The organism is Terriglobus roseus, assembly GCF_900102185.1.
Lineage (GTDB): Bacteria > Acidobacteriota > Terriglobia > Terriglobales > Acidobacteriaceae > Terriglobus > Terriglobus roseus_A.
In genome coordinates this window covers 1958743-1978905 of record NZ_LT629690.1, presented here as the reverse complement: position 1 = coordinate 1978905, position 20163 = coordinate 1958743, and the positions used below count along the sequence as shown (strand labels likewise).

Annotated in this window: 13 protein-coding genes; 7 read left to right on the top strand and 6 right to left on the bottom strand. The window is 53.6% G+C overall.

Annotated elements, in window-relative coordinates:
* Positions 1-72 precede the first annotated feature (72 nt).
* From BLT38_RS08430 to BLT38_RS08410, 5 genes are read left to right on the top strand one after another with little or no spacing between them, the layout of a single operon-like run.
* Positions 73-2739, top strand: a complete 2667-nt coding sequence (locus BLT38_RS08430) for a putative baseplate assembly protein (protein ID WP_083344764.1) — start codon at positions 73-75, stop codon at positions 2737-2739.
* Positions 2730-4997 (top strand): hypothetical protein, encoded by a 2268-nt coding sequence (locus BLT38_RS08425; protein ID WP_083344763.1) that lies wholly within the window; start codon positions 2730-2732, stop codon positions 4995-4997. The genes BLT38_RS08430 and BLT38_RS08425 overlap by 10 nt, the downstream gene beginning before the upstream one ends.
* A gap of 27 nt (positions 4998-5024) precedes the next feature.
* Complete coding sequence (locus BLT38_RS08420; RefSeq protein ID WP_083344762.1) at positions 5025-7277, top strand: DUF6519 domain-containing protein; 2253 nt, start codon at positions 5025-5027, stop codon at positions 7275-7277.
* Between the two features lie 20 nt (positions 7278-7297).
* On the top strand, positions 7298-8209 hold the full coding sequence (locus BLT38_RS08415) for a DUF6734 family protein (RefSeq protein ID WP_083344761.1): 912 nt from the start codon (positions 7298-7300) through the stop codon (positions 8207-8209).
* A gap of 12 nt (positions 8210-8221) precedes the next feature.
* Complete coding sequence (locus tag BLT38_RS08410; RefSeq protein WP_083344760.1) at positions 8222-9679, top strand: DUF4157 domain-containing protein; 1458 nt, start codon at positions 8222-8224, stop codon at positions 9677-9679.
* A gap of 45 nt (positions 9680-9724) precedes the next feature.
* Here BLT38_RS08410 and BLT38_RS20680 read toward each other — a convergent pair whose 3' ends face one another.
* The 4 genes from BLT38_RS20680 to BLT38_RS08390 form a co-directional block, all read right to left on the bottom strand.
* A complete protein-coding gene (locus BLT38_RS20680; RefSeq protein WP_083344759.1) occupies positions 9725-10198 on the bottom strand; it encodes a hypothetical protein in 474 nt (157 codons plus the stop codon).
* Positions 10195-12549, bottom strand: coding sequence for a CehA/McbA family metallohydrolase (locus BLT38_RS08400; RefSeq protein WP_156785058.1), 2355 nt, complete (start codon positions 12547-12549; stop codon positions 10195-10197). Before BLT38_RS08400 ends, BLT38_RS20680 begins: the two co-directional genes overlap by 4 nt.
* Positions 12550-12685: 136 nt before the next feature.
* A complete protein-coding gene (locus BLT38_RS08395; protein ID WP_083344757.1) occupies positions 12686-14158 on the bottom strand; it encodes a metallophosphoesterase in 1473 nt (490 codons plus the stop codon).
* Positions 14159-14171: 13 nt separating this feature from the next.
* Entirely contained in the window at positions 14172-15593 is a 1422-nt protein-coding gene (locus tag BLT38_RS08390; protein ID WP_083344756.1) for a multicopper oxidase family protein, read from the bottom strand.
* A gap of 253 nt (positions 15594-15846) precedes the next feature.
* On the opposite strand from BLT38_RS08390, the gene miaB reads away from it, so the two are divergent.
* A complete protein-coding gene (miaB, locus tag BLT38_RS08385; RefSeq protein ID WP_083344755.1) occupies positions 15847-17178 on the top strand; it encodes a tRNA (N6-isopentenyl adenosine(37)-C2)-methylthiotransferase MiaB in 1332 nt (443 codons plus the stop codon).
* Positions 17175-17714, top strand: coding sequence for a bifunctional nuclease family protein (locus tag BLT38_RS08380; RefSeq protein WP_083344754.1), 540 nt, complete (start codon positions 17175-17177; stop codon positions 17712-17714). The genes miaB and BLT38_RS08380 overlap by 4 nt, the downstream gene beginning before the upstream one ends.
* Before the next feature lie 37 nt (positions 17715-17751).
* Here BLT38_RS08380 and BLT38_RS08375 read toward each other — a convergent pair whose 3' ends face one another.
* Complete coding sequence (locus BLT38_RS08375; RefSeq protein WP_083344753.1) at positions 17752-18855, bottom strand: glycosyltransferase family 4 protein; 1104 nt, start codon at positions 18853-18855, stop codon at positions 17752-17754.
* A gap of 5 nt (positions 18856-18860) precedes the next feature.
* The gene (gene aroA, locus BLT38_RS08370; protein ID WP_083347000.1) at positions 18861-20159 is read right to left on the bottom strand and encodes a 3-phosphoshikimate 1-carboxyvinyltransferase; all 1299 of its coding nucleotides are present in this window, start codon (positions 20157-20159) and stop codon (positions 18861-18863) included.
* Between the last annotated feature and the right edge of the window lie 4 nt (positions 20160-20163).

The window sequence follows — 20163 nt, the reverse complement described above, 5'->3', positions numbered from 1 at the left end:
ACAATTACCAATGCACCTGGATTGTCTGAAATAAGTTATCGCGTCGGACGATATGGAACCTTTCTGGAAAGCATGAGTGCAGCGCTTTCCGATACAAGCCTTCCGGCATTGCAAGGGCTAACAACACGTGACAGTGCCGACTTCACGATGGCGCTGCTGGATGGCTGGGCAGTGTCATTGGATGTGCTGACGTTTTATCAGGAACGACTAGCCAACGAAGCTTATCTCCGAACAGCAGTGCAGGGGCGTTCGATCTTTGAGCTTACTCGGTTGGTTGGGTATGTTCCATCGCCTGGAGTTGCGGCGTCAGCTGTACTCGCATTCACGCTAAACAGCGCGCCGGGAGCACCGGAGTCCGTGGTGATCCCTGCAGGTACACGTGCGCAGAGCATTCCTGCACCGGGAGGTTTGCCGCAGGTGTTTGAGACAGGAGCTGACCTGCAAGCGCACATTGGGTGGAATGAGTTGCCAGCGTTGGCATCTCTGCCTTGGAGCTTGGCGGGAGGCGATACGCGAACCTGTTTGGCGGGTGTGAGCACAGGCTTACAAACGGGCGATGCCTTGCTATTTGTTGCGGCAACCAACGGTCTCCCAAGTGCAACAGGGCCTGCTGATTTACGCATCGTTACTGCAGTCGAGGTAAAGAGCAGCGACGGTATTACTGAGGTGAGTTGGGATCGGGCGCTGTCGTCCTTTAACGCAGGATCGGGTGCGGATCAGGTTGTGGTGTATGCATTGCGTAAGAAGGCTTCGTTATTTGGATCACAGGCACCCAATCCTCTTCTGTTTACTCCTGGAGGCATCACAAGTTCGCCTGGATATCCTTCAAGCCCTCAGACGGATTGGCAGTTTCAGTACACGAGTGGAAGTAGTGAAGTGTATTTGGACAGTCAATATGCAGGGCTTGTTCCTTCCGGCGAGAACCCGCAGTGGGCGGTGTTGTCGGGAGGTGGAAGTACAGCGTTGCTGCAAGTCAACGGAGTTCGCGATCTTAATCCGAATCTATACACACTGACTTCTAAATCCACTGCGTTGAAGTTTTCTTCCTATGCAGTGATAGAGGGCGCTGCTGCTACTTCCCTGGATAGTCTGCTCGGCACAGTTGTTTCGTTCTCAAGGACAGCAACTGTGTATGCGGCTAGCGGACAACTTACCGTTGCAAATCTTCCGTTAAGAGCTCCCTATGTAGAATCTGCATCGCTACCGCCGTACGCGTTGGACGCAGATATGCTTGTCCCTGTCTCTGGTAGCACGCTTACGATTACTGGTGGCCAAGGCATTGCGGAGGGCGTGCCTATTGTAGTCCAAGGTAAAGCTGTACGCTTGCGCGTCTTATTTGCGGGCTCTTCAAGCTTTGTTCCGAAGGATACTGCCACAAACCAAGCAGTGACAGATAACCAGGTATATCTGGTGAATGCTTATCAACCCGCTACGGAAGGCGGTGGAACCGCGTGGCAGGTAAGTACAGTTAGCGGCATTGCAGGCACTCTGCATCTTGTGGACGGAAGCGGATTCCGTTTGGAAGCATCTTCGAGCGACGATGCTGTAGTGGGTGAAGCGGCCCGCGTTGCCTCTGTCACAATTCAGGGTGATGTAGCAACGCTACAACTCGTGTCTGATTTGCAGGGTATCTATGACGTCAAAACCGTAACTGTTAACGCCAACACAATGGACGCGACGCACGGCGAGACCGTCCATGAGATTCTGGGCAATGGTGATGGGACCAATCCCACGTTGTTATTCACGCTGAAGCAGACACCCCTCACATATGTAAGTTCCGATTCTGGCGGCGGGATCACATCCACGCTACAGATCTGGGTGAACAGTCAAAAGTGGACCGAGGTTGCGAACTTCATGACCTCTGGGCCTGCAGACCGCGTGTATGTGACCGGTGCCGACCAAAGTGGAAATACATTCGTGCAATTTGGCGATGGGCTCCGCGGCGCGCGCACACCCACAGGTCAATCAAACATCCGTGCGGTATATCGCAAGGGAATTGGCTCTGCAGGAATGGTAAGTGCAGGTCAAATTTCACAGTTGCTGGATCGGCCGCAAGGGCTGAAGGGAGTTGCGAATCCAAGCGGAGCCACAGGTGGAGCTGATCCTGCGACGCCAGCCGATGCTAGGACCTCAGCACCGCTGCCGACTCTGACACTTGGACGGGTGGTCACGCTGGAGGACTTCCAGGCATACTCTAGCGCGTTCCCGGGCATTGGAAAAGCCTTGGCAGTATGGAGCTGGTTGGGCCGCGAGCGCGGTATCCTCGTGACCATTTCTGGAGCAAATGGAACATCACTGACTTCAGATGATCCTGTTGCTCTTCATCTGCTTGATGATCTTCGTAACTACGGGACGGGGCGCATCCCGGTCCGCGTGGTTCCGTATCGCCCTGTGCTCTTTTCGATTGCAGCAGGCTTAAAGATCGACACCACACAATACGCGGTAGATGATGTGACAGCTCAGGTATGGGCCTCGTTGCAACAGGTTTTCAGTTTTGCGAACCGCGAATTCCAGCAGGGAGTAGCCGCCAGCGATGTGATTGAACGCATACAAAACTGCACGGGCGTGCAGGCGGTTCAATTGCAAGGGCTATATCGCAGCGGTAATGACTTAGGTATTCCCATCAGTGGAATGTTGCGCGCGAGCGGACCAACCACCACACAGAACAGCGCGTTAGTAGGAGCAGAGTTGCTCTTGCTGGATCCCGCTTCCCGCGCAGGACTGGGGGGATGGCAATGAATCTTACCGGTCAGGATTTAATGCGGCTCTTGCCAGCGATCTACGGTGTCCGTGACGCCGCCGCGGGTGGTCCTCTGGAAGCCCTGATGGAGGTGTTGGGAGAACAGGCTGGGATTGTTCAGGACAACATTCTCCAGCTTTACGAGGACCAGTTTATTGAGACTAGTTCCTCATGGGCTGTTCCATATATAGGAGATCTAATCGGCTATCTGCCCATCCGTGCTGTTGATGGTGCTTCGTATAGCCCACGTGCCGAAGTAGCGAACACCATCGGCTATCGCAGGCGCAAGGGAACAGCCATTGCGCTGGAGCAGGTCTGCTCAGATGTGTCCGCGCGAGCTGTACATCTTTCAGAACGATTCAAGACCACACTCACGTTCCAGAGCATGCGATGTATAACACCAACACAACCTGCGTTTGCGTTGGTGCGGCAGCAGCAAATCATGGAAGAGGTGTCTGGGCCGTTTGACAGTGTCAGCCATCGTGCCGATGTTCGCAGAATCTCGCCGCGAGTTCGCGCAGTTGCAGATCCTGACATAGCTGCAGTTGACATTGGGCTACATGGAGCAGGTCAGTACAACCTTCCGGATGTTGCGTTACACATCTGGCGGTGCCGCAGTTTCCTGGTCGATAAAGCTCCAGCACTGCAGGCGGGCGAAAGAAGATACAGATTCGACCTCGCAGGCCTGGATACACCGCTCTTCACGGTACCTGCATTACGAACTCCGTTCGACCACATTACGGGGCGCATGGATGTTCCCGATGCCATCTCCTTGCACGAAATTCGCACTGCCACACAAGACTTTTATGGCGAATCGAAGAGCATTTTTGTATGGATTGATGGTGTTGCAGTGGAACCGGAGAACATCGCATGGAAGCGCCTTTCCGGCAAAGAAGGCGTATGGCGCTGCGGTGTTCCACATAAAGTGACGATTGACGTACAGTGTGGACGCATTGCTCTTGCAGAGGAGTGGGGGCAACCCACGGAAGTTCTGGTGCGTTATGCATACGGCTTTGCTGCAGAGATCGGCGGCGGCACTTATGACCGCTCCCTCAACATAACAAGTGATTCTGCGGCGGGAACATTTCTCGCCGTTGTTGGCTCATCGTTAACTCCCACTTTGGAAGATGCGATTGCCGCATGGAATGTGCAGCCCGCTGGAACAACGGGATCGATTGTGATTCTGGATTATGCGCGTATTGATTGTGCCGATACGTTGAACATCCACATCGCTGCGGGGAATGCGCTCACAATCCTTTCCGCTACCGTGCATGTAGCAGATGGCGTGAACAGCGGATATACGGCGACACAGTCACGAGCCACCATTAGTGCAGATATTGCAGTAACAGGGGATCCCTCTTCCTCGGGCGGAACAGCGGGACGGCTGGCGCTGAACGGGCTTAGGCTTCTTGGCTCTATTAATGTCGATGGTGAAGCCATTGCCATGTCAGTGGAGCATTGCACGCTGCTTCCGGCGGCGGTGCAATTGAACGGCGCCGGTACGGATGGTCCGCGCGAACCAAGTATTACGGTTCGCTCGGAAGGCACATCGCTTTCAATTCAAAACACTCTGACTGGGCCTCTGGCTGTAATTGACAGCGCTACAGCCATGCTTTGCGAAGTGTTGCTGGATGCGGGATCGCCTTGCTGCATCGCTTACGCGGGAGAGGAGCCCTCACTGCAAGGTGGTGATCTTCAAATTGAAAACAGCACAGTGATCGGCAAGGTGCGTGTGCGCACTTTGCCTTTGGCGTCAAACACGATCTTTCGATCACGCCTTGCACGGAATGATTCATGGCAAGCGGCAGTGTGGTGCAGCCGTTCACAAACGGGCTGCGTGAGGTTCTGTTCACTGCCATTCGCATCGATCACACCGCGCCGTTATAAGTGTCTCCCTACTTCGGCGATTACTGAAGGGGCTTTCGCGCCCATGTTTGCTGCACTTCGATACGGACATCCGGCTTACGGTTTGCTATCAACCTGGACGTCACTCGCCGTGTGGAACGGAGCAGACGATGGTGGACAGATCGGGGTGATGCACGGGATACAGGAGACGGAAGCGTTGCAGAACACACAGCTTCGTATTCCGGAATACCTACCTGTGGGGATGGAGGCGGGCATCTTCTTGGTTACGCCCAAGATGTGTTGCGAAGCACCCCGCCGGCCAACGCGGTATGGCGTACGGACTTCTGAGGATTGCTGTGAGGATGGAACGTCCGTAGAGGGCGTTAGCGGCATTGGAATCGGGTTGCTTTAAACGATCTGATTCGTAAGGAGTGAGGACATGAGAGGCGACTTTAGCCGGATCCGATTTAACCCGGCAAAAAACTATACAGCTGTCCTTGAACAACAAGGCCGTGTTGCACTCGACGCGGATGCGAATGAGCAGCGTGACATTGACTCGTATCTCCGAACCACAGAGACCGTTGACATTATTGGAGAGTACGGCGGCCCGGAAGGTGATGATGGCTTTGCCATCTCTATCAACGATGGCAAGCTTCAGTTCAGCGCCGGACGTTATTACGTTGATGGCCTGCTCTGCGAAGCGACGAGCGATGGCGATTTCGACAGCCAACCGTTCCTGATTCAACCGGAATACACCGCCGCCGAATTGCTGCGAATGCTCCTTGATACGCAAGGCAGTTCATCGCTTCTTGTGTGGCTTGAAGTGTGGGAACGATTTGTAACCGCACGTGAAGACTCTTGCCTGTTGGAGCCCGCACTTGGGCAGGCGGCTGAGACCACAGCGCGACGGCAAACAGTGTGGCGTGTTGTTGCTGAGTTGGGTATATCCAACCAATTGAATGGCAGTTGCTGCGATGGGATGTACCGTCAGCGCTTGCAGCTTCTTCCTCCGAAGATGGCGGCACAGACGAACCCCTCATCGGATACCTGTGGATGTGATCCGGTCGCCTCTAGCGGATACGTTGGCTTGGAGAACCAGCTTTATCGTGTAGAAATTCATCAGGCTGGTGACGTCTCAACCGCCACGTTTAAATGGTCGCGCGAAAACGGCTCCGTAGTCGCGAGCGTTATCTCGGTTCAAGGCGCTGACATTAGCGTTGATTCGTTAGGACCTGACAGCAATCTCGGTTTTGCGCCCAATCAGTGGGTGGAGATTTCGGACGATAGCAATCTGTTTGGGCCTGATCCCAATGTTAGCGGGGCGCTTTACCAGATAAAGAGCATTGATATTGCAAACCGCACACTAACTATGTTCACAACGGTTCTTCCGGTGGATACCACGAAGAACGCACGCGTGCGGCGGTGGGATCAGTCCGGAACCAGTGCTGCCTCGAACGGAGTGTTGCTTGGTGGTGGCGCTTGGGTTGCGTTGGAGAACGGAATTGAAGTGAGTTTTCAGAAGGGAACGTTTCGTGCAGGCGATGCGTGGACTGTCCCTGCGCGAGCTGCAACTGGAGCCATCGAATGGCCGCCGTGTGGTTCGAACGGAGAGTTATATCAATTCGCTCATAGGGCAAAGATTACGCGGGCACCGTTGGCTTGCATCACGCTTGGAACAGCTAACATTACTTATACCCATCTGCAACAGGGTGGCTTTCAAGTGTCCGATTGCCGCCGAATCTTTCCACCACTCACTGGGCTTACCGTTGCAAAGCCAGCGATGCATGTGACGAAAACAAGCTGGCAAAACGATAGCCTTATGAGTATTGACCAGCTCGCTGCTAACGGCCTTGAAGTGGATCTGGATGTTGCCCTGACGTCTCCAGTATCTGCTGCGGTCTTCGTTGTAACCATGGAAATCGTTCCGAATTACGACCAGAAACCGACGCAAAATCCAATTGCGATTCGCCAACCGCTGATTGTTGACGGTGCTATTACGTCTGCAGGGAACACTCTCTCGTGGCAGGTGGCTAAGAATCCCCAGATGCTGAATTACCTTAATACCTTGCTGACGACAGAGGCAAGATTCAATGCATACGCACGGGTGCGTGTCCGCTTGCTCGGTAACCGCATCTTCGGTGTTTCGGGCAGCAATACCGTGTATCTGGACGGAGAAACGTTTGCTGTTGCGGTGACACAAGCGGACGGATCACAGCGTTTGGACTTGCAGCTTCCCTCCGGAAACAATGATGCCGCGGCTGATTTCGAAAGCTGGTTTTATCTTTCCGCTGCATTAGTTCTGAAGTCAGTCGCGCCAAATTATGCGGCGTACACCCTCGTCGTCAATGCCCTCAATGTTGTTACCGCTGTTCAAACAATAGCGACTGCGGGGATCCCTCCACAGACTGTGTCCCCGCTAATCTTTGTCACTCTAAGCATCCCTGCACCGGCGGGAGGTGCAACGGTAAACCTGAGCCTCGCGGGAAATGCGCAAGTGGCTGTGTTGGCTGCAAACTCCGTCGTTATCCCGGCTGGTTCCAGCACTGGGCAGGTTGCCATCACGGTAAAGAGCAATCCTGGCCCGACAACCATTTCTTTTACCGTGACGGCAGCGCTGAGCTCCTTGCCAAACGATACGCAAACTGCGACGTTCACGATCACTGGCGCGCAGGTGCCGATCATTATCCGTTGATGCAGGGAGGTGGGAGTCCTATGCAAGCAGTATTTTCGTTTTGGAGTAAACCGTTCACTGCATACAAGGGCCGAATATGGGCAACCCCATTCCACCATCTGCTGTCGTGGGGATTGTCGGTGCGACTGGCGAAGCAGCATTTTGACAAAGTTCTGTTGATTACAGACAAGCCAGGCAAAGCATTGTTAGTGGACCGTCTCGGGCTTGCTTTTGATGAGGTCAGCGAAGATTTGCAGCAGTTCCAAAATGTAGACCCAGGTTGGTGGGCATTCGGGAAACTGGTTGCCTACAGCATGCAGACACAACCCTTCTGCCACATCGACAACGATGTGTTTCTTTGGAAGCCGCTGCCGGCTGCATTGCTTTCAGCTCCAGTATTCACGCAGTGTCCGGAATACTTTCATACTGCTTGGGAGTGGTCTGGCCCCGCCTATGTTGAGCAGGCATTTCAGGATCAAGCATTGGAATTGCCTGTTGAGTGGACGTGGGCGCGCTCCCTACACTCAGACCGATTCAGCGAGGACAATTGCGGAATTATGGGAGGAACAGATATCCAATTTCTCCAGTACTTCTCAAGGCTTGCCATGGATCTGGTCACGAATCCCACAAGCATGCCTGCGTGGGATCGCTTTCCTGAAAAGGAAGGCTTCAACATGATTGTGGAGCAATTTCTTCTGAATGCATGTGTTCGCTACCATCGTGCTCATCCGCAATCGCCTTTTTCACGCGTAAAGATGGAATACCTTTTCCCATCGTTTGAGCAGGCTTATGAAGAAGACCGTGCAGCGCGAGTTGGTTTTACTCATCTGCTGGGCGATGCAAAATCGCATCCGGCGATCATGAAGCGATTGGAAGAGCGGATGCGATGGGAGTCACCTGATTTCTATCGTCATTGCACGCGTCTTCACAGTAGCGGGTATGCCACCGCTTAAGAGCTGCATGAGATGACCATGAAACATGCCAATGCGGCTGGTAAACAGAGCAAAAGCTTTGCGATGCGTCGTCAAGGCAATGACACCCTCCATGCTGCATCGCTTCCAAAACCTATTAAACAGTTTGCTTCTCATGGAGCGGTGTCATTATCGTCAGTCCGTTCTGTTCGTTCAGTAAACGGGACTAGCGGAAAAGATGCGCCTATAGTGACTGCCCGTCCTTCTCCACGAATGGATACCCCGCGCAACGAGCAGTTGGAGGCACAGGCAGATCGAATGGCTAGTCATGTGGCTAGACGAGAAACCGGCGTGCGCTTGTCATCACCAAAGGTACAGGGGCAAAAACGAGAGATAGGCGCGAAGGAATCCGCCACAAAGTATGAACAACTAAGAGATCAATCGAGTGGAGGTGGTGAGCCGCTCGACACGGTTACCCAGTCCGTAATGGAGCGGCGGTTTGAGCGTGGGCTTTCGCACATTCGAATTCATCGAGACGGGAAGAGCGCCCACAAAGCCGAGAAACAATCCATGAGGGCTTATACATTGGGTAGCGACATCGTCTTTGCACCAGGACGTTATAACCCCGCAGCGGTTGATGGGCAGGAGTTGCTGGCGCATGAGATCTCTCATGCGATCCAGCAACAGGGTGGCGAAGGCGGTAGAAAGTCCCGAGAAGATCGGCCCATGCTTTCTGCCACGCAAAAACATGTGCAGGCGAAGGTGGAGATCCGTCAGGTGGGACGCGGCGAAGCATCGGCATTCGGTCGCAGGCAGGAATTGCTTGATCGCATGAACCGCCTTTCTACGGGAATGCAATATGCATTGACCGGACCGCAGATTACATACACAGTATTGGATGCATCGCACCTAACGGCATTTGACCAGCAAATGCGCGGCTTTATCGATCGGGCAGATACTGTACCTCTGCGTTTGGTTACATCAGCGGCACTTACGCAGCAAGGTAGTCCCACGTTTAAGGCTCTCAATGTTGATAGTTTTGACCTTGGCTATTTGGATCTAGATGATATGCGCGCCTCCGATGACAACAGCTTCCAGATGAATCTTGTTCATCTTCTACGGGAGAGATTCGCCACGTCTCGTTATGATCACCGAATCGGCACCTTCACTCCTGCGGATGATCCAGAGTTCCAACGGGCCCACGCCGCAGGTGTTGAGGCGGAATCACAACTGCTGCGAGATAAGGTTGGCGATCCAACCATTCATTTTGTCTTTGAAGAAGATCGCAGTGATAATCTCATGGTCTTCGGATATCGAAGCAGAGAGGGCTATAGCATCTTCCATGTTCTTCGCTCGACTGGAGGCGGCGTGATGGCTGGTCACGTGTTTGTGCAGACGAAGGATAACCGCAGACTTAGCCTAGATGACTTCATAGCAGAGAGGAATCGTACCGCGGCTGCACATGCTGCGGCGTCTTCATCAACAACTGTTCCGACGGCAGCGGCGCACTAATGGATGCGGATCTGCTGTCTCTCTAATCAAGTTCCGCACATCTAGCTACCACCCGGGCTGAGAGGGGAAACAGTGCATCACAAAGTGAATTTGATCTCGCCCGCCAAGATCGTGGGCCACATGCTGCGCGCCAAAAGAGATTGTGATGTCTACTGGGCCCGATTGAGCCAGCCTGATACCAAGGCTACGGAATTCTTCTGGTATCCCTCTTAAGGGTTCAGGATGAAACTCAATTGTGACTCCGGAAGAGGACGAATTGTTGATAAGGCTTGCTTCTAGCCGAACCGTCGCGAAACTCTGATTAATGACTTTGATTGGTAGAGCTGTCAGGACCCCACACCGTTCTTGTACGGGGAGTGATCCAGAAAGGACCACGCTGACTCTCGATTCCGGATTGATGGTAATCGTGATCGGTGCTGCGCTGCCGGGCTTTCCGCCCTGGTGCAGATGCTCCTGAGCATTGCTCCAAAGCGATGCGAACAGGAAGAATGGCGTCACGAGCCACGCGGAACGCATCATACGACCTCGCACTCCGATGCGATCTGTTCGTAGGTCTTGCGTGCATGCTCAAATGCTGTAGCAGCGGCCGGATGCTCGCTCTCCCGCATGAATGGCGATTTCACTTCCCATACTTTATCGACGCATGCGCGGCACCATTCTGCGCTTTTCTTCGAAGCTCGGACGGGCTTGTTATTAACACGCACGAAGGATGGATGGGTGTGCAGGGACGGCAAAACGCGAAGAGCCCACCAGGAACTGCGTGAAATCTTAGCCTTCAGAGCCACAGCGCGTGGTACTCCATCCGCCACGATGTTGATAATCGCTGCGGGCAATCCGTTCACGATCAGTTCGAGAGGCACTTGCCGTGTATTACCAATCCGTGCGCGTTCGATGTCGTAGCCCGATTCGTTTGCTCGGCGTGCCTTGGTCTCCGGCGTAAGTTCGGGTTCCAGACGTGCGGCTATTAGTACTTCGACATTGATAGTCTCGCCGGATTCAAGGACTAAGTCGGAATCCGAAAGAGGCTGGCCGTTTACCTTGCACTCAAGAACATGACTACGGCCATCGCCGCAATATTGATGCGGCTTAAAGAGGCCTTCTATCCAAGCCGTATATCCAGAATTGCCGTTGGGACGAGTTCCAAGCTTCACATAGCTGCGGCCTGCTCCCACGCGTCCATCGCTCATGCAGGGGAAGTCCGTTTCGCCAACCATGGCCATACGAAATCCGCAATTGAGCATGTGATACCAAGCATTTAATTCTGCAACTGGAAGGCTGTCACATCCGGAGAGAAAGTCAACGCATCCGTGCGTGACATCGATGATTGCTTCCTGTGTGCCGATGCCGTCCATGGGAGGGATTTCATAGTTCGGAAGGTCAGTGGAATCAACCACCATTCCAAGGCCACAATGCGCGTAGCCCCCGTAGGCACCTTGTGCTTTTACCCACTTAAGAATTGGCAGATTCCACGATGGCCAATCTTCGATAAGTTGCGCTCCAGGATAGTCCTGTTCTTTCAGCTGCAATAGAACTAAGTGACCTGCATGACTGGACGGGAACTGGGAGACCTCGACGTCATAACGAATGATGCTTTCTACATCTTCGCGTGTGGTCTGTGGTTGAAGAGTAACGCCATAGGCTTTCTGCAACTCAGGATGTTCGAGTGCTGCAACGGGGCTCTCGGCATTGCCTGAAAAGAATTGCTTCTGGTAGTACCAACTTGGGCCCCAGTTGAGAGCATCTCCAATTGTCAGAGCTTCACCGCGGATGTGTCGAATCAATGTTTCAGGCCCGACACCTTCTGTGGGCCTTTCGTAGTGAGAGCATCCTGCGGCATGAATATGTGTATCCCCGGAGTAGAACCCCCACTTCGAAGGGTCAATCCATCTCTCTAGCTTCACATCAATGACAGAGGCAGCTCCACGTATCTGCACCGCTTTAGTGCCGCAAAGATATTCTGGGCCGCGCTCACTCTTAACCAGGTATTCTCCCTCGGTCAAGCGCACTGTTTCACCGTCGGCTCGGTATACCTGCTCTTGAAAGAATAGATCAGGAGCAAGGCGCATCGCCTTTGGCGGATAGACACGATTGAGTTTGTCTTTGATGGTTAGCGAAGCAACACAGCCGTTCCCGTTGGTATCGAGAATTCGTAAAGGTATTTCGTGAGATGGAAGGCACTCGAAATCAAACTGTCGGTGCGCGGGATGGAAGGCGTGATCATTTGATCCCATCAGAACGTTTAGAAAGAAGCTGGTAGTACGTGGTCCATGATCGCGGCTGAATAGCTGCACAATGTGATACTCAATCGGAATCTCAGGAAGAGGTATTGTCGCAACTGCTACACCTCCACTGAGGATGGGGGTAGGTTCGTACAACTCCGTTGCGAGCCACATCTCCTCGATCATCGGTCCCTTGTACAGGGCATCCGCTAGCGCAGTACGTTGCGCAGCTCCTTTGCTGACAATTTCCAGATTGCCAATCGTCCGAGTTCCACTTGTAAAGACGAGCGATCCCTTTTGGCCAGATGGATTTTCAACGCGCACAAGGAACACACGCCATCCTTGTTCGACAAGTTGTCTTGGAGCCTCACCGATAGCAATTTGAGGAGCGCCATTGGGCCCGAGAGAGAGTTTCGCCAATGTGTAGCGGCTGAGTATCTCTTCTGCTTTGCTTACTGCCTGAGGATCATTTTGTTGCGTCAGAACGGCGATTTGTTCTGCATCAGCGGAACGTATGGGAGAACCGAGACGCGCCAGAGATTGGATCGACCGATTCGCCGCCGCGAAATAGGGTTGAGCGACTACTTGCCCAATTGTAGGTTCAAGGGCGTTACAGAAACGGCTGCTGGCGAAGGCGCTACCTAGAATCACGAAATTCCGACGTGTAAGGCCTGAATGAGAAGCGGTCATGCGATCCCCAAAGCTCACTGTTAAAGAACAAACATAAAGAACAATTGATTTGAAAAGCCTGAGAAACAATGGGGCCGCTTCACAAGCCCTTCCATCGTTAATGAATATCCACGCTCTTTAAAATGGTTCCATCCATGCCTATCACTGATACCTTCAGGCTGTTCTGATCGGCATCGATGACATTGAACCCGTTCTGCTTCGCCTGAAATGTCGTGCGGGTGTAGTTCTTCTGCGTAAAGTCATACAGAGAAGCGCCGGCGGCTCCGCTTACAAAGAAACTCACACCGCCATCTGATTGCAGTTCCTGCAGGTTGTGGTCATGACCGCACAAGAAAAGGTTGACGCCGTTGCGAAGAACTGGCATAAGACGATCAATCAGATTCTGCTCGTCACCACGCGAAGCTGAATAAACCTGGTAATGGCCGTAAACAACCTTCCAGCGCGCTTTGCTCTTGGCAATCTCTGCGTCGAGCCATGCCAGTTGCTGCTGATACAGAGCTGTGTCTGACATCTCCATCGTGTCTATCACAAAGAACTGCACAGGCCCCGCGGTATAGGTGTAGAAAGTGGCGGGCATGTGCCAGGTCTTACTCTTGTGTGTGTAGATCACCTCAGCTGCGGGACCATCGGCTTGGAGGTAATCATGGTTGCCGAGAGCGGGATAGAACGATATTCCGAGCGGCCCGTACACCTTTTCCCAATCATTTACCCAATGAGGATCATCGGGGCTGGATACCCCGCGCGGATAGAAGTTGTCTCCGACCGTGATACCGAAGTCGAACGGATGTTGCTTACTGTAAGTAAGCATCGTTGCTGCGAGTTGCTTTTGTGCAGGAGAGCCGTTTCCAAAATCACCGAAGGCGAGCACGCGAATCGCTTTACTTTCCGGGACCGCTGAGAAAACCGGTGGAGGGGTACGAAGAAACGTGGGCAAGTTGACCTGTTCATCGTAGGGAAGCCAGTCATAGGCTTCCTTGCGTAGCGCCGTTTCTCCGGCTGTATCTTGTCGTTGATGTGCGTTATCCGCGGCCTTTAGAAGAAACTGTCCATTTACACCCCAGTTCAACTTGCGCAGATCACGTGCCGCTTCAAGCGCGACGTCCGCATTTGAATCTGTAGCGACGAGATGTTCCAGGATGGTTTGAAGCTGCATTCTCTTCTCAGGCTGTTCTGCAAGCTCAGCGCGTACGGCAGAAGGAGAATGGAGGGATCGGGACGAAGCCTGCAGAGAGCGAACCTGTCCACGCAGGCTCTGCGTCAGGATCAGAAGGCGGTGATTCGCATCCGTATCTTTCGAGAGCTGCTTTGTCAGAAAATCAAAGGCCTGCGGCTGTTGTCCGATGTACTTCAGCGCAAGGATGAGGCCTGCTTCTGGCTGAGCGGCAATCTTTTGTAGCGCGGCCTGTTGTTCCTCAGTAGGGATAGCAGTGTGGAGCGTTTCCAGTTCTTCGCGATATGGAGAGGGAACAGTGCGAATCAGTTCTGGAAGTAGAGCTTTGCCTGGTTGTGCAGCGGCGGATATGGAAGAGGCAGCTAAAGTCAGAAGCAGTGTCGCGCGTAATGAATTCATCAGGGCTTACTTTCTAAGAAATAGAGAGGAGAGTCTTGAGGCCGCAGTCCATATGCATCTGGTTATGGCAATGCAATAGCGTGGGCCCACTACTGTCGGGCTGAACATCGAATTGAACTTGTTGAAATGGAGGCACAACCACTGTGTCTTTACGGATGCCGGCACATGGTTGTCCTGAAACACTCGTCAACTCAAAAGGGAAGCGGTGAAGGTGCATGGGATGCGCTTCATCAGAGTTGTTGAGAAGAGTGATACGGCATCGCTCGCCCACACGCAGCGTCTCTTGTGCAGAGGACAACGGAACCATAGCCCAACGTTCGAATCCGTCAGGCCTTGAAGGTCGTCTTTCTATGCGATAAGAAAGGTTGCTAAGACAGGGAGCGGCATTTACAGCAGAGCCTGAGAAACGAAGATAGTCCCAGGCAGAAGTCCCTGCGGGCGGACTCCAGATTGGCTTTCCGGAGCGATCCGCATATTCGACGACAACTCCCATTCCAAGTGCGCGATGTCTATCCTCGGGTGAGCCCATAACCCATATCCCAGGGGTGTCCATAACGACAATTGCATCTAGTCGCTCACCTACACCTAATTCGACAACTTCAACAAAAGCTGGTTTAGGAACAGGGTATCCATCAAGCGCAACAACAAGAAAGCGGTGACCAGGAAGCGATAGTTGCAATCGTTCCGTTGCGCTGGCATTCAAAATGCGAAAGAGGATGCGCTCGTTATTTCTGACGCGTATGGGTTCGCCTTCTCCAAGAATCTTGCCGTTAATAGTTGCGGCGCGATACACGATATCCCATCCATCATCAGGAACCTCTTCACCCTCTTCGGATTCTGAGTCGACGCGTAGATGATGCATCGCTTCCAGCGATCGTTCGTTGCCTGCGGTATCGAAGACACTGGGCTCCCACTCATGGCTGGTAAGAAAGACTTCGCGATCAAAATGCTCAGTACATTGCAATGAACCGATAACCATCGGCACGAACTGCCCACTGTATGGACCACGCGAGAGATCGTGTTCGCACATGGCATGTGAATGCGCAAAATAAAATCCTGGCTCGCTCGGCGGCAGTGCATAGCTCAGCACGCCGACAGCGGAGACGCTTAGGCTTTCCTCTTCCGGCGTCCCATCCAGTGAGGCTGACACGCGAAGGCCATGCCAGTGTACGAACTCTTCTTGATCGGTGCTGTTCGTGATGCGTATGTCGGTAAAACTGTCTGGCTGTAACCGAACCACCGAGCCAGCAGGGTAGTTCGCGTAGCTGGTCGTGCGGATGAATCGATTGTTCGCGATTTCCAGAGAGGAGGAGGCCAGATGCAGATTGAGCTCCTGGCGTGGCCTATGCCCGAGAGGACTGACGAAGCTGTCGGCAAGGCAAATCGCTGAACCAGCGAGAAACTGTCGCCGGTTGAGATTCCAGCTGGTAGCCATAGATCGACATCTCCTACAGGGCGTATAAGCATCTGGCAAAAGCAATCCCAGTTGCGGTATAGCTCTTGCAGGGCGTAGGTGCTTCTAAAGCATAAGTTGCATATGTATTCGGCCGACGGACGACGCTCACTCAGCTGTAATTACGCATTTGGATTAAGCGGACATTGCCGCCAGTTATATGGCTCGCGTGAATATGAGCCGTTTTCGCCTCAAATTCGCCTTCAATTTCTGGGGGACGTATACTTAGGGGGTGATGAGTACCCCCGCGAAGACCTTCTATATCGAAACCTTTGGCTGTCAGATGAACGCCCATGACTCCGAAAAAGTCATTGGCACTTTGGAGCATGAGGGCTATTCGCGTGTGGAGGATGAAGAGGCGGCCGATCTCATCCTGTACAACACCTGCTCCATCCGCGATAAGGCGGAGCAGAAGGTCTTCCATCGCTTGAACGAATACAAGCGCATGCAGGGCGAGGGAAAGAAATTTGCCGTGCTGGGCTGCGTGGCGCAGCAGGAAGGCAATAAGATTTTTGATAAGGCGCCGTTTGTGTCGTTGGTTTCCGGCTCCGCGTCGTATCGCAACCTGCCAGAGATGTTGGTACGTCTCGAAGCAGGCGAGAAGCGCATTACCGGGTTGGATGATCGTCAGACGGAAGAGACCTTCGACACCGAATTCACCGCTCGTTCGAATCCTCATCGTGGATACATCACCATCATTGAGGGCTGCGATAAGTTCTGCTCGTACTGTGTCGTTCCGTATACGCGTGGCAAGGAACGGTCGCGTTCATCAGAAAGCATCCTTACTGAAGCGAAGCGCATGGCAGAAGCTGGATATACGGATATTCAGCTTCTTGGCCAGAACGTGAACAGCTACCATGATCCGCTGGGCAAGAAGAGTTTTGCGGATGTGCTGGCGATGGTCGGTGAGCTATCCGGTGTCCGCCGTGTGCGTTTCACCACATCGCACCCTCGTGACTTTACGCCTGACATTGTGCAGGTGATAGACGCTATGCCTTCCATTTGCGATCACGTTCATCTGCCAGTGCAAAGTGGTTCGTCGGCGGTGTTGAAGGCGATGCAGCGTGAATACACTCGTGAGTGGTACCTGGAGCGCATTGCGTGGATCAAGGCAGCTAAGCGCGATATCAGCATGACGACGGATATTATCGTTGGCTTTCCTGGCGAGACCGAGGAAGATTTCGAAGAGACGATGAGCCTACTGGACGTGGTGGGATACGATGGCGTCTTTGCGTTCCAGTATTCACCGCGCCCCAATACCCCTGCTGTCGGCATGGCTGAGACAGTGTCCGATGAGGTGAAAGCGTCGCGTCTGCAACGTCTTCTCGAAGCGCAGCGCGAGAGGCAGCGTATCAGCTACGAGCGTCACCTTAATCAGATCGTAGAAGTGATGGTCGAGGGATATAACCATCAACGAGGCCAGGTTACTGGTCGCACTTCGCAGAATAAGACGTTGAACTTTACGACATCGCTTCCGATTCTTCCCGCAATTGGTAGCTATCTGAATGTACGTGTGACGAAGACGTTTCCGAACAGCCTTGTTGGCGAGGCAGTGAGTGCCGCATGAGCGATTCCGCACAGCAGCTTCGTGATTCCATCGCCTCCGAGAATACGCGGGAGGAGATCGAAGTCCGTATTCGCGGACTGATGATGGACCCTGTCACCAATATGCCCATGGTGGTGCTGAAGGATGTAAATGGCGATGATGTATTGCCCATTTGGGTAGGTATCTTTGAAGCAAATGCGATTGCGCTGGAGATTGAGAAGAATGCTCCGCCGCGGCCGATGACCCACGATCTTATGCGCAATCTATTGCGATCGCTCGATGTGCGCTTAACGCGTGTTGTGATCTCAGAGTTGAAGGATGACACGTTCTTCGCCATCCTCTGGATGGAGCGCAACGGCGAGATCTCAACGATGGATGCTCGGCCTTCGGATGCGTTGGCGTTAGCAATGCGTGCGGACTGCCCAATCTACGTCAACCGCTCCGTGATGGAAGCGGCAAAGGCAGGGCAGAAGGGAAGTCGCGACGTAAACTCCGATGAGCTCCGCCGCTGGCTTGAGGGCCTGGGCGATGATGACATGGGGCAGTACAAGATGTAGTTCGTTTGGCAACGAACGTGTTTACGAAACAAACTGATCAGACCCAGTGGCAAAGTTTTGCTACGCGTTCAGCCCATTCCTCTTCAGTATTGATCGGAGGAAGAGGATGACCAAGATGGTGCCCTTCCGCTGCTTGCGTCATCGCCTGCAGTAGTGCTGGAGCCATGGCCTTCGCGCCACCCTCAAAGACAGTCGCCCACGGAGTATCCAGCAGAATATCGCTTACGCCGCTTTCACGATGAAGCAGTACAGGCATACCGGATTGCAGCGCCTCCACTGCAGGAATGCCAAAGCCCTGTAAGGCTGGCATGAGAAACAGATGCGACTCTTGTATCAGCTGCTTGAGTTCGCCGTCGGAAACAAAACCGAGAAAATGGACACGTTGTGCGATGCCGAGGGACTCTGCCATGCTTCGCAGTGCGTCAATCTGCGAGCCTTTTCCTGCTAGCCGCAGTTGCCAGTCGAAGCGCGATGATAGAGGAGTTGTCTCATGCTCCAGGGCTGCGAGCGATTGCAGCATCCAGTCGACGCGTTTGTTGTTTTCAATGCGTGAAACGGAAAGAAGATTTAGCGTTCCGGAGTAAGCGCGTTCATGAAAGCCATCCGCAGAGGGTAGGCCACCCATGCGTGCGATTTGTGCTTCGATGCCAAAATCTTTGCGGCATTCAGACCGGAGAAATTCACTCGTGACAATGGTGGTGCCTCCTGAACGTAGACCGCGAGCCGTCAGGAAGTTTTGCAGCTTGATGCGCAGTTTCGCTTTCAGTGAGCGATGGGCTGCATCACTGAAAAGAGCTGGAGTATCATGCATGAGGCAATGAAAGCCACGCGCTCCAACCAGGGTGGCATGAAGCGCAGGCTGATACCCGGAGACGATGAGTCGCGGTTGTGCTGAAACGCCTGCAAAGTGCTGCTTCAGCACTGCTAGTTTGCTGCGAAACCCACCGGCTGGATTTAGAGTAATCACATCGACGGGGTGCGATGCGTATTTTGCGAGACCAACGGAATCTCGATATGTAAGGATCCGATTCGCGATGCCATGGTCATAAAGCCAGCGTGAGAGTGCAAGGTCGGCGCGCTCCGCGCCGCCGAAAGCCTCCACCTCTGCGATGAAAATCTCAATAGGCGGCATGTTGGTCATGCGCTCTATCGCTCCGAGATTTGGTTAAGCAGAGGGAAGAACTCCGGGAACGAGATGGCAGCGGCCTCTGCGCCATGAATGGTGGTCTCCCCCTCTGCGCGCAGTGCGCAGATAGCAAACGCCATCGCAATACGATGATCGTCGGCAGAATCGACAATGCCACCGCGAAGTTTCTGATTACCAGGAACGTACAGACCGTCTTCGAACTCTTCCACTTCCGCGCCCATGGCACGCAGATTCTGTACGACAAGAGCGATGCGGTCGGATTCCTTCACGCGAAGTTCTTTTGCGTTGCGGATGGTCACACCGGTGCTTGTATATGGCCCGATTGCAGCAAGAACAGGAAGTTCATCGATGATGAGGGCCGGGAGATCGCCCACGATCTCGGCGCCTTTGAGTTCCGCAGCACCGTTCACCTGAATTGTGCCGATCATCTCGCCATGCTTTTCTTCCAGGTTCAAGACCTTCACTTGCAGGCCCATGGATGCGAGTACGTCCAGCAGCGTGGAGCGTGAGGGATTCATACCCACATCGTCGAGCACAAGCTGCGCATCAGGGAAGAGGATGGTCGCACACAGGAAGAAAGCTGCAGAAGAGAGATCGCCCGGAACGGTTGCTTCAATTGCTTGAAGCTGCTGTCCACCACGAATGGAGATGGAATCCTTACCGCGCTCCAGTTCTACACCGAAGGCACGAAGTGCATGTTCGGAATGATCTCGTGTACGAACAGCCTCCTGCAGCGTTGTGGTGCCTTCTGCTCCAAGACCTGCAAACAAAACGGCAGTCTTTACTTGCGCGCTGGCAATCGGTGCGCTGAATTCGATCGCAGTTAGTGTCCCACCGTGAACCGTCATTGGGGCATGGCCCTCAGTCAATTCCACCTGCGCACCCATTTGCTCCAGCGGTCCCTTGATGCGCTGCATAGGGCGCTTGGTTAGGGAAGCATCACCAACGAACCGATACGTACCTTTGTGGCCGGCGACTAGGCCAGCAAGCATGCGCATGGTGGAACCAGAGTTGCCGCAATCCAGGTCGCATGTGGGCTTCTGGAATGTGCCACCCACGCCGGTAACTTCAATGACGCCGTCCGGACGTTTTACAACGGTCGCCCCCAACGCTTCCATGCAGCTCAGCGAGCTGTGCGGATCGGCGCCGGTGGAAAAGTTTGCGAAGCGCGACGTGCCATTGGCCAATCCCGCCAACATGGCATAGCGGTGCGAGATGCTCTTGTCGCCGGGCAGTCGAACACTGCCGCGGACGGTGCGTGCTGGACGCACAACTTCCGTGGTTCCGTTGTGTGACATGGAT

Excerpts from the sequence above, each read along its gene's own strand:
- BLT38_RS20680 (WP_083344759.1), bottom strand. The coding sequence starts at position 10,198 with ATGATGCGTTCCGCGTGGCTCGTGACGCCATTCTTCCTGTTCGCATCG.
- BLT38_RS08410 (WP_083344760.1), top strand. The coding sequence starts at position 8,222 with ATGACCATGAAACATGCCAATGCGGCTGGTAAACAGAGCAAAAGCTTT.
- BLT38_RS08425 (WP_083344763.1), top strand. The coding sequence starts at position 2,730 with ATGGCAATGAATCTTACCGGTCAGGATTTAATGCGGCTCTTGCCAGCG.
- aroA (WP_083347000.1), bottom strand. The coding sequence starts at position 20,159 with ATGTCACACAACGGAACCACGGAAGTTGTGCGTCCAGCACGCACCGTC.
- miaB (WP_083344755.1), top strand. The coding sequence starts at position 15,847 with ATGAGTACCCCCGCGAAGACCTTCTATATCGAAACCTTTGGCTGTCAG.
- BLT38_RS08420 (WP_083344762.1), top strand. The coding sequence starts at position 5,025 with ATGAGAGGCGACTTTAGCCGGATCCGATTTAACCCGGCAAAAAACTAT.
- BLT38_RS08380 (WP_083344754.1), top strand. The coding sequence starts at position 17,175 with ATGAGCGATTCCGCACAGCAGCTTCGTGATTCCATCGCCTCCGAGAAT.
- BLT38_RS08395 (WP_083344757.1), bottom strand. The coding sequence starts at position 14,158 with ATGAATTCATTACGCGCGACACTGCTTCTGACTTTAGCTGCCTCTTCC.
- BLT38_RS08430 (WP_083344764.1), top strand. The coding sequence starts at position 73 with ATGAGTGCAGCGCTTTCCGATACAAGCCTTCCGGCATTGCAAGGGCTA.
- BLT38_RS08375 (WP_083344753.1), bottom strand. The coding sequence starts at position 18,855 with ATGACCAACATGCCGCCTATTGAGATTTTCATCGCAGAGGTGGAGGCT.
- BLT38_RS08415 (WP_083344761.1), top strand. The coding sequence starts at position 7,298 with ATGCAAGCAGTATTTTCGTTTTGGAGTAAACCGTTCACTGCATACAAG.
- BLT38_RS08390 (WP_083344756.1), bottom strand. The coding sequence starts at position 15,593 with ATGGCTACCAGCTGGAATCTCAACCGGCGACAGTTTCTCGCTGGTTCA.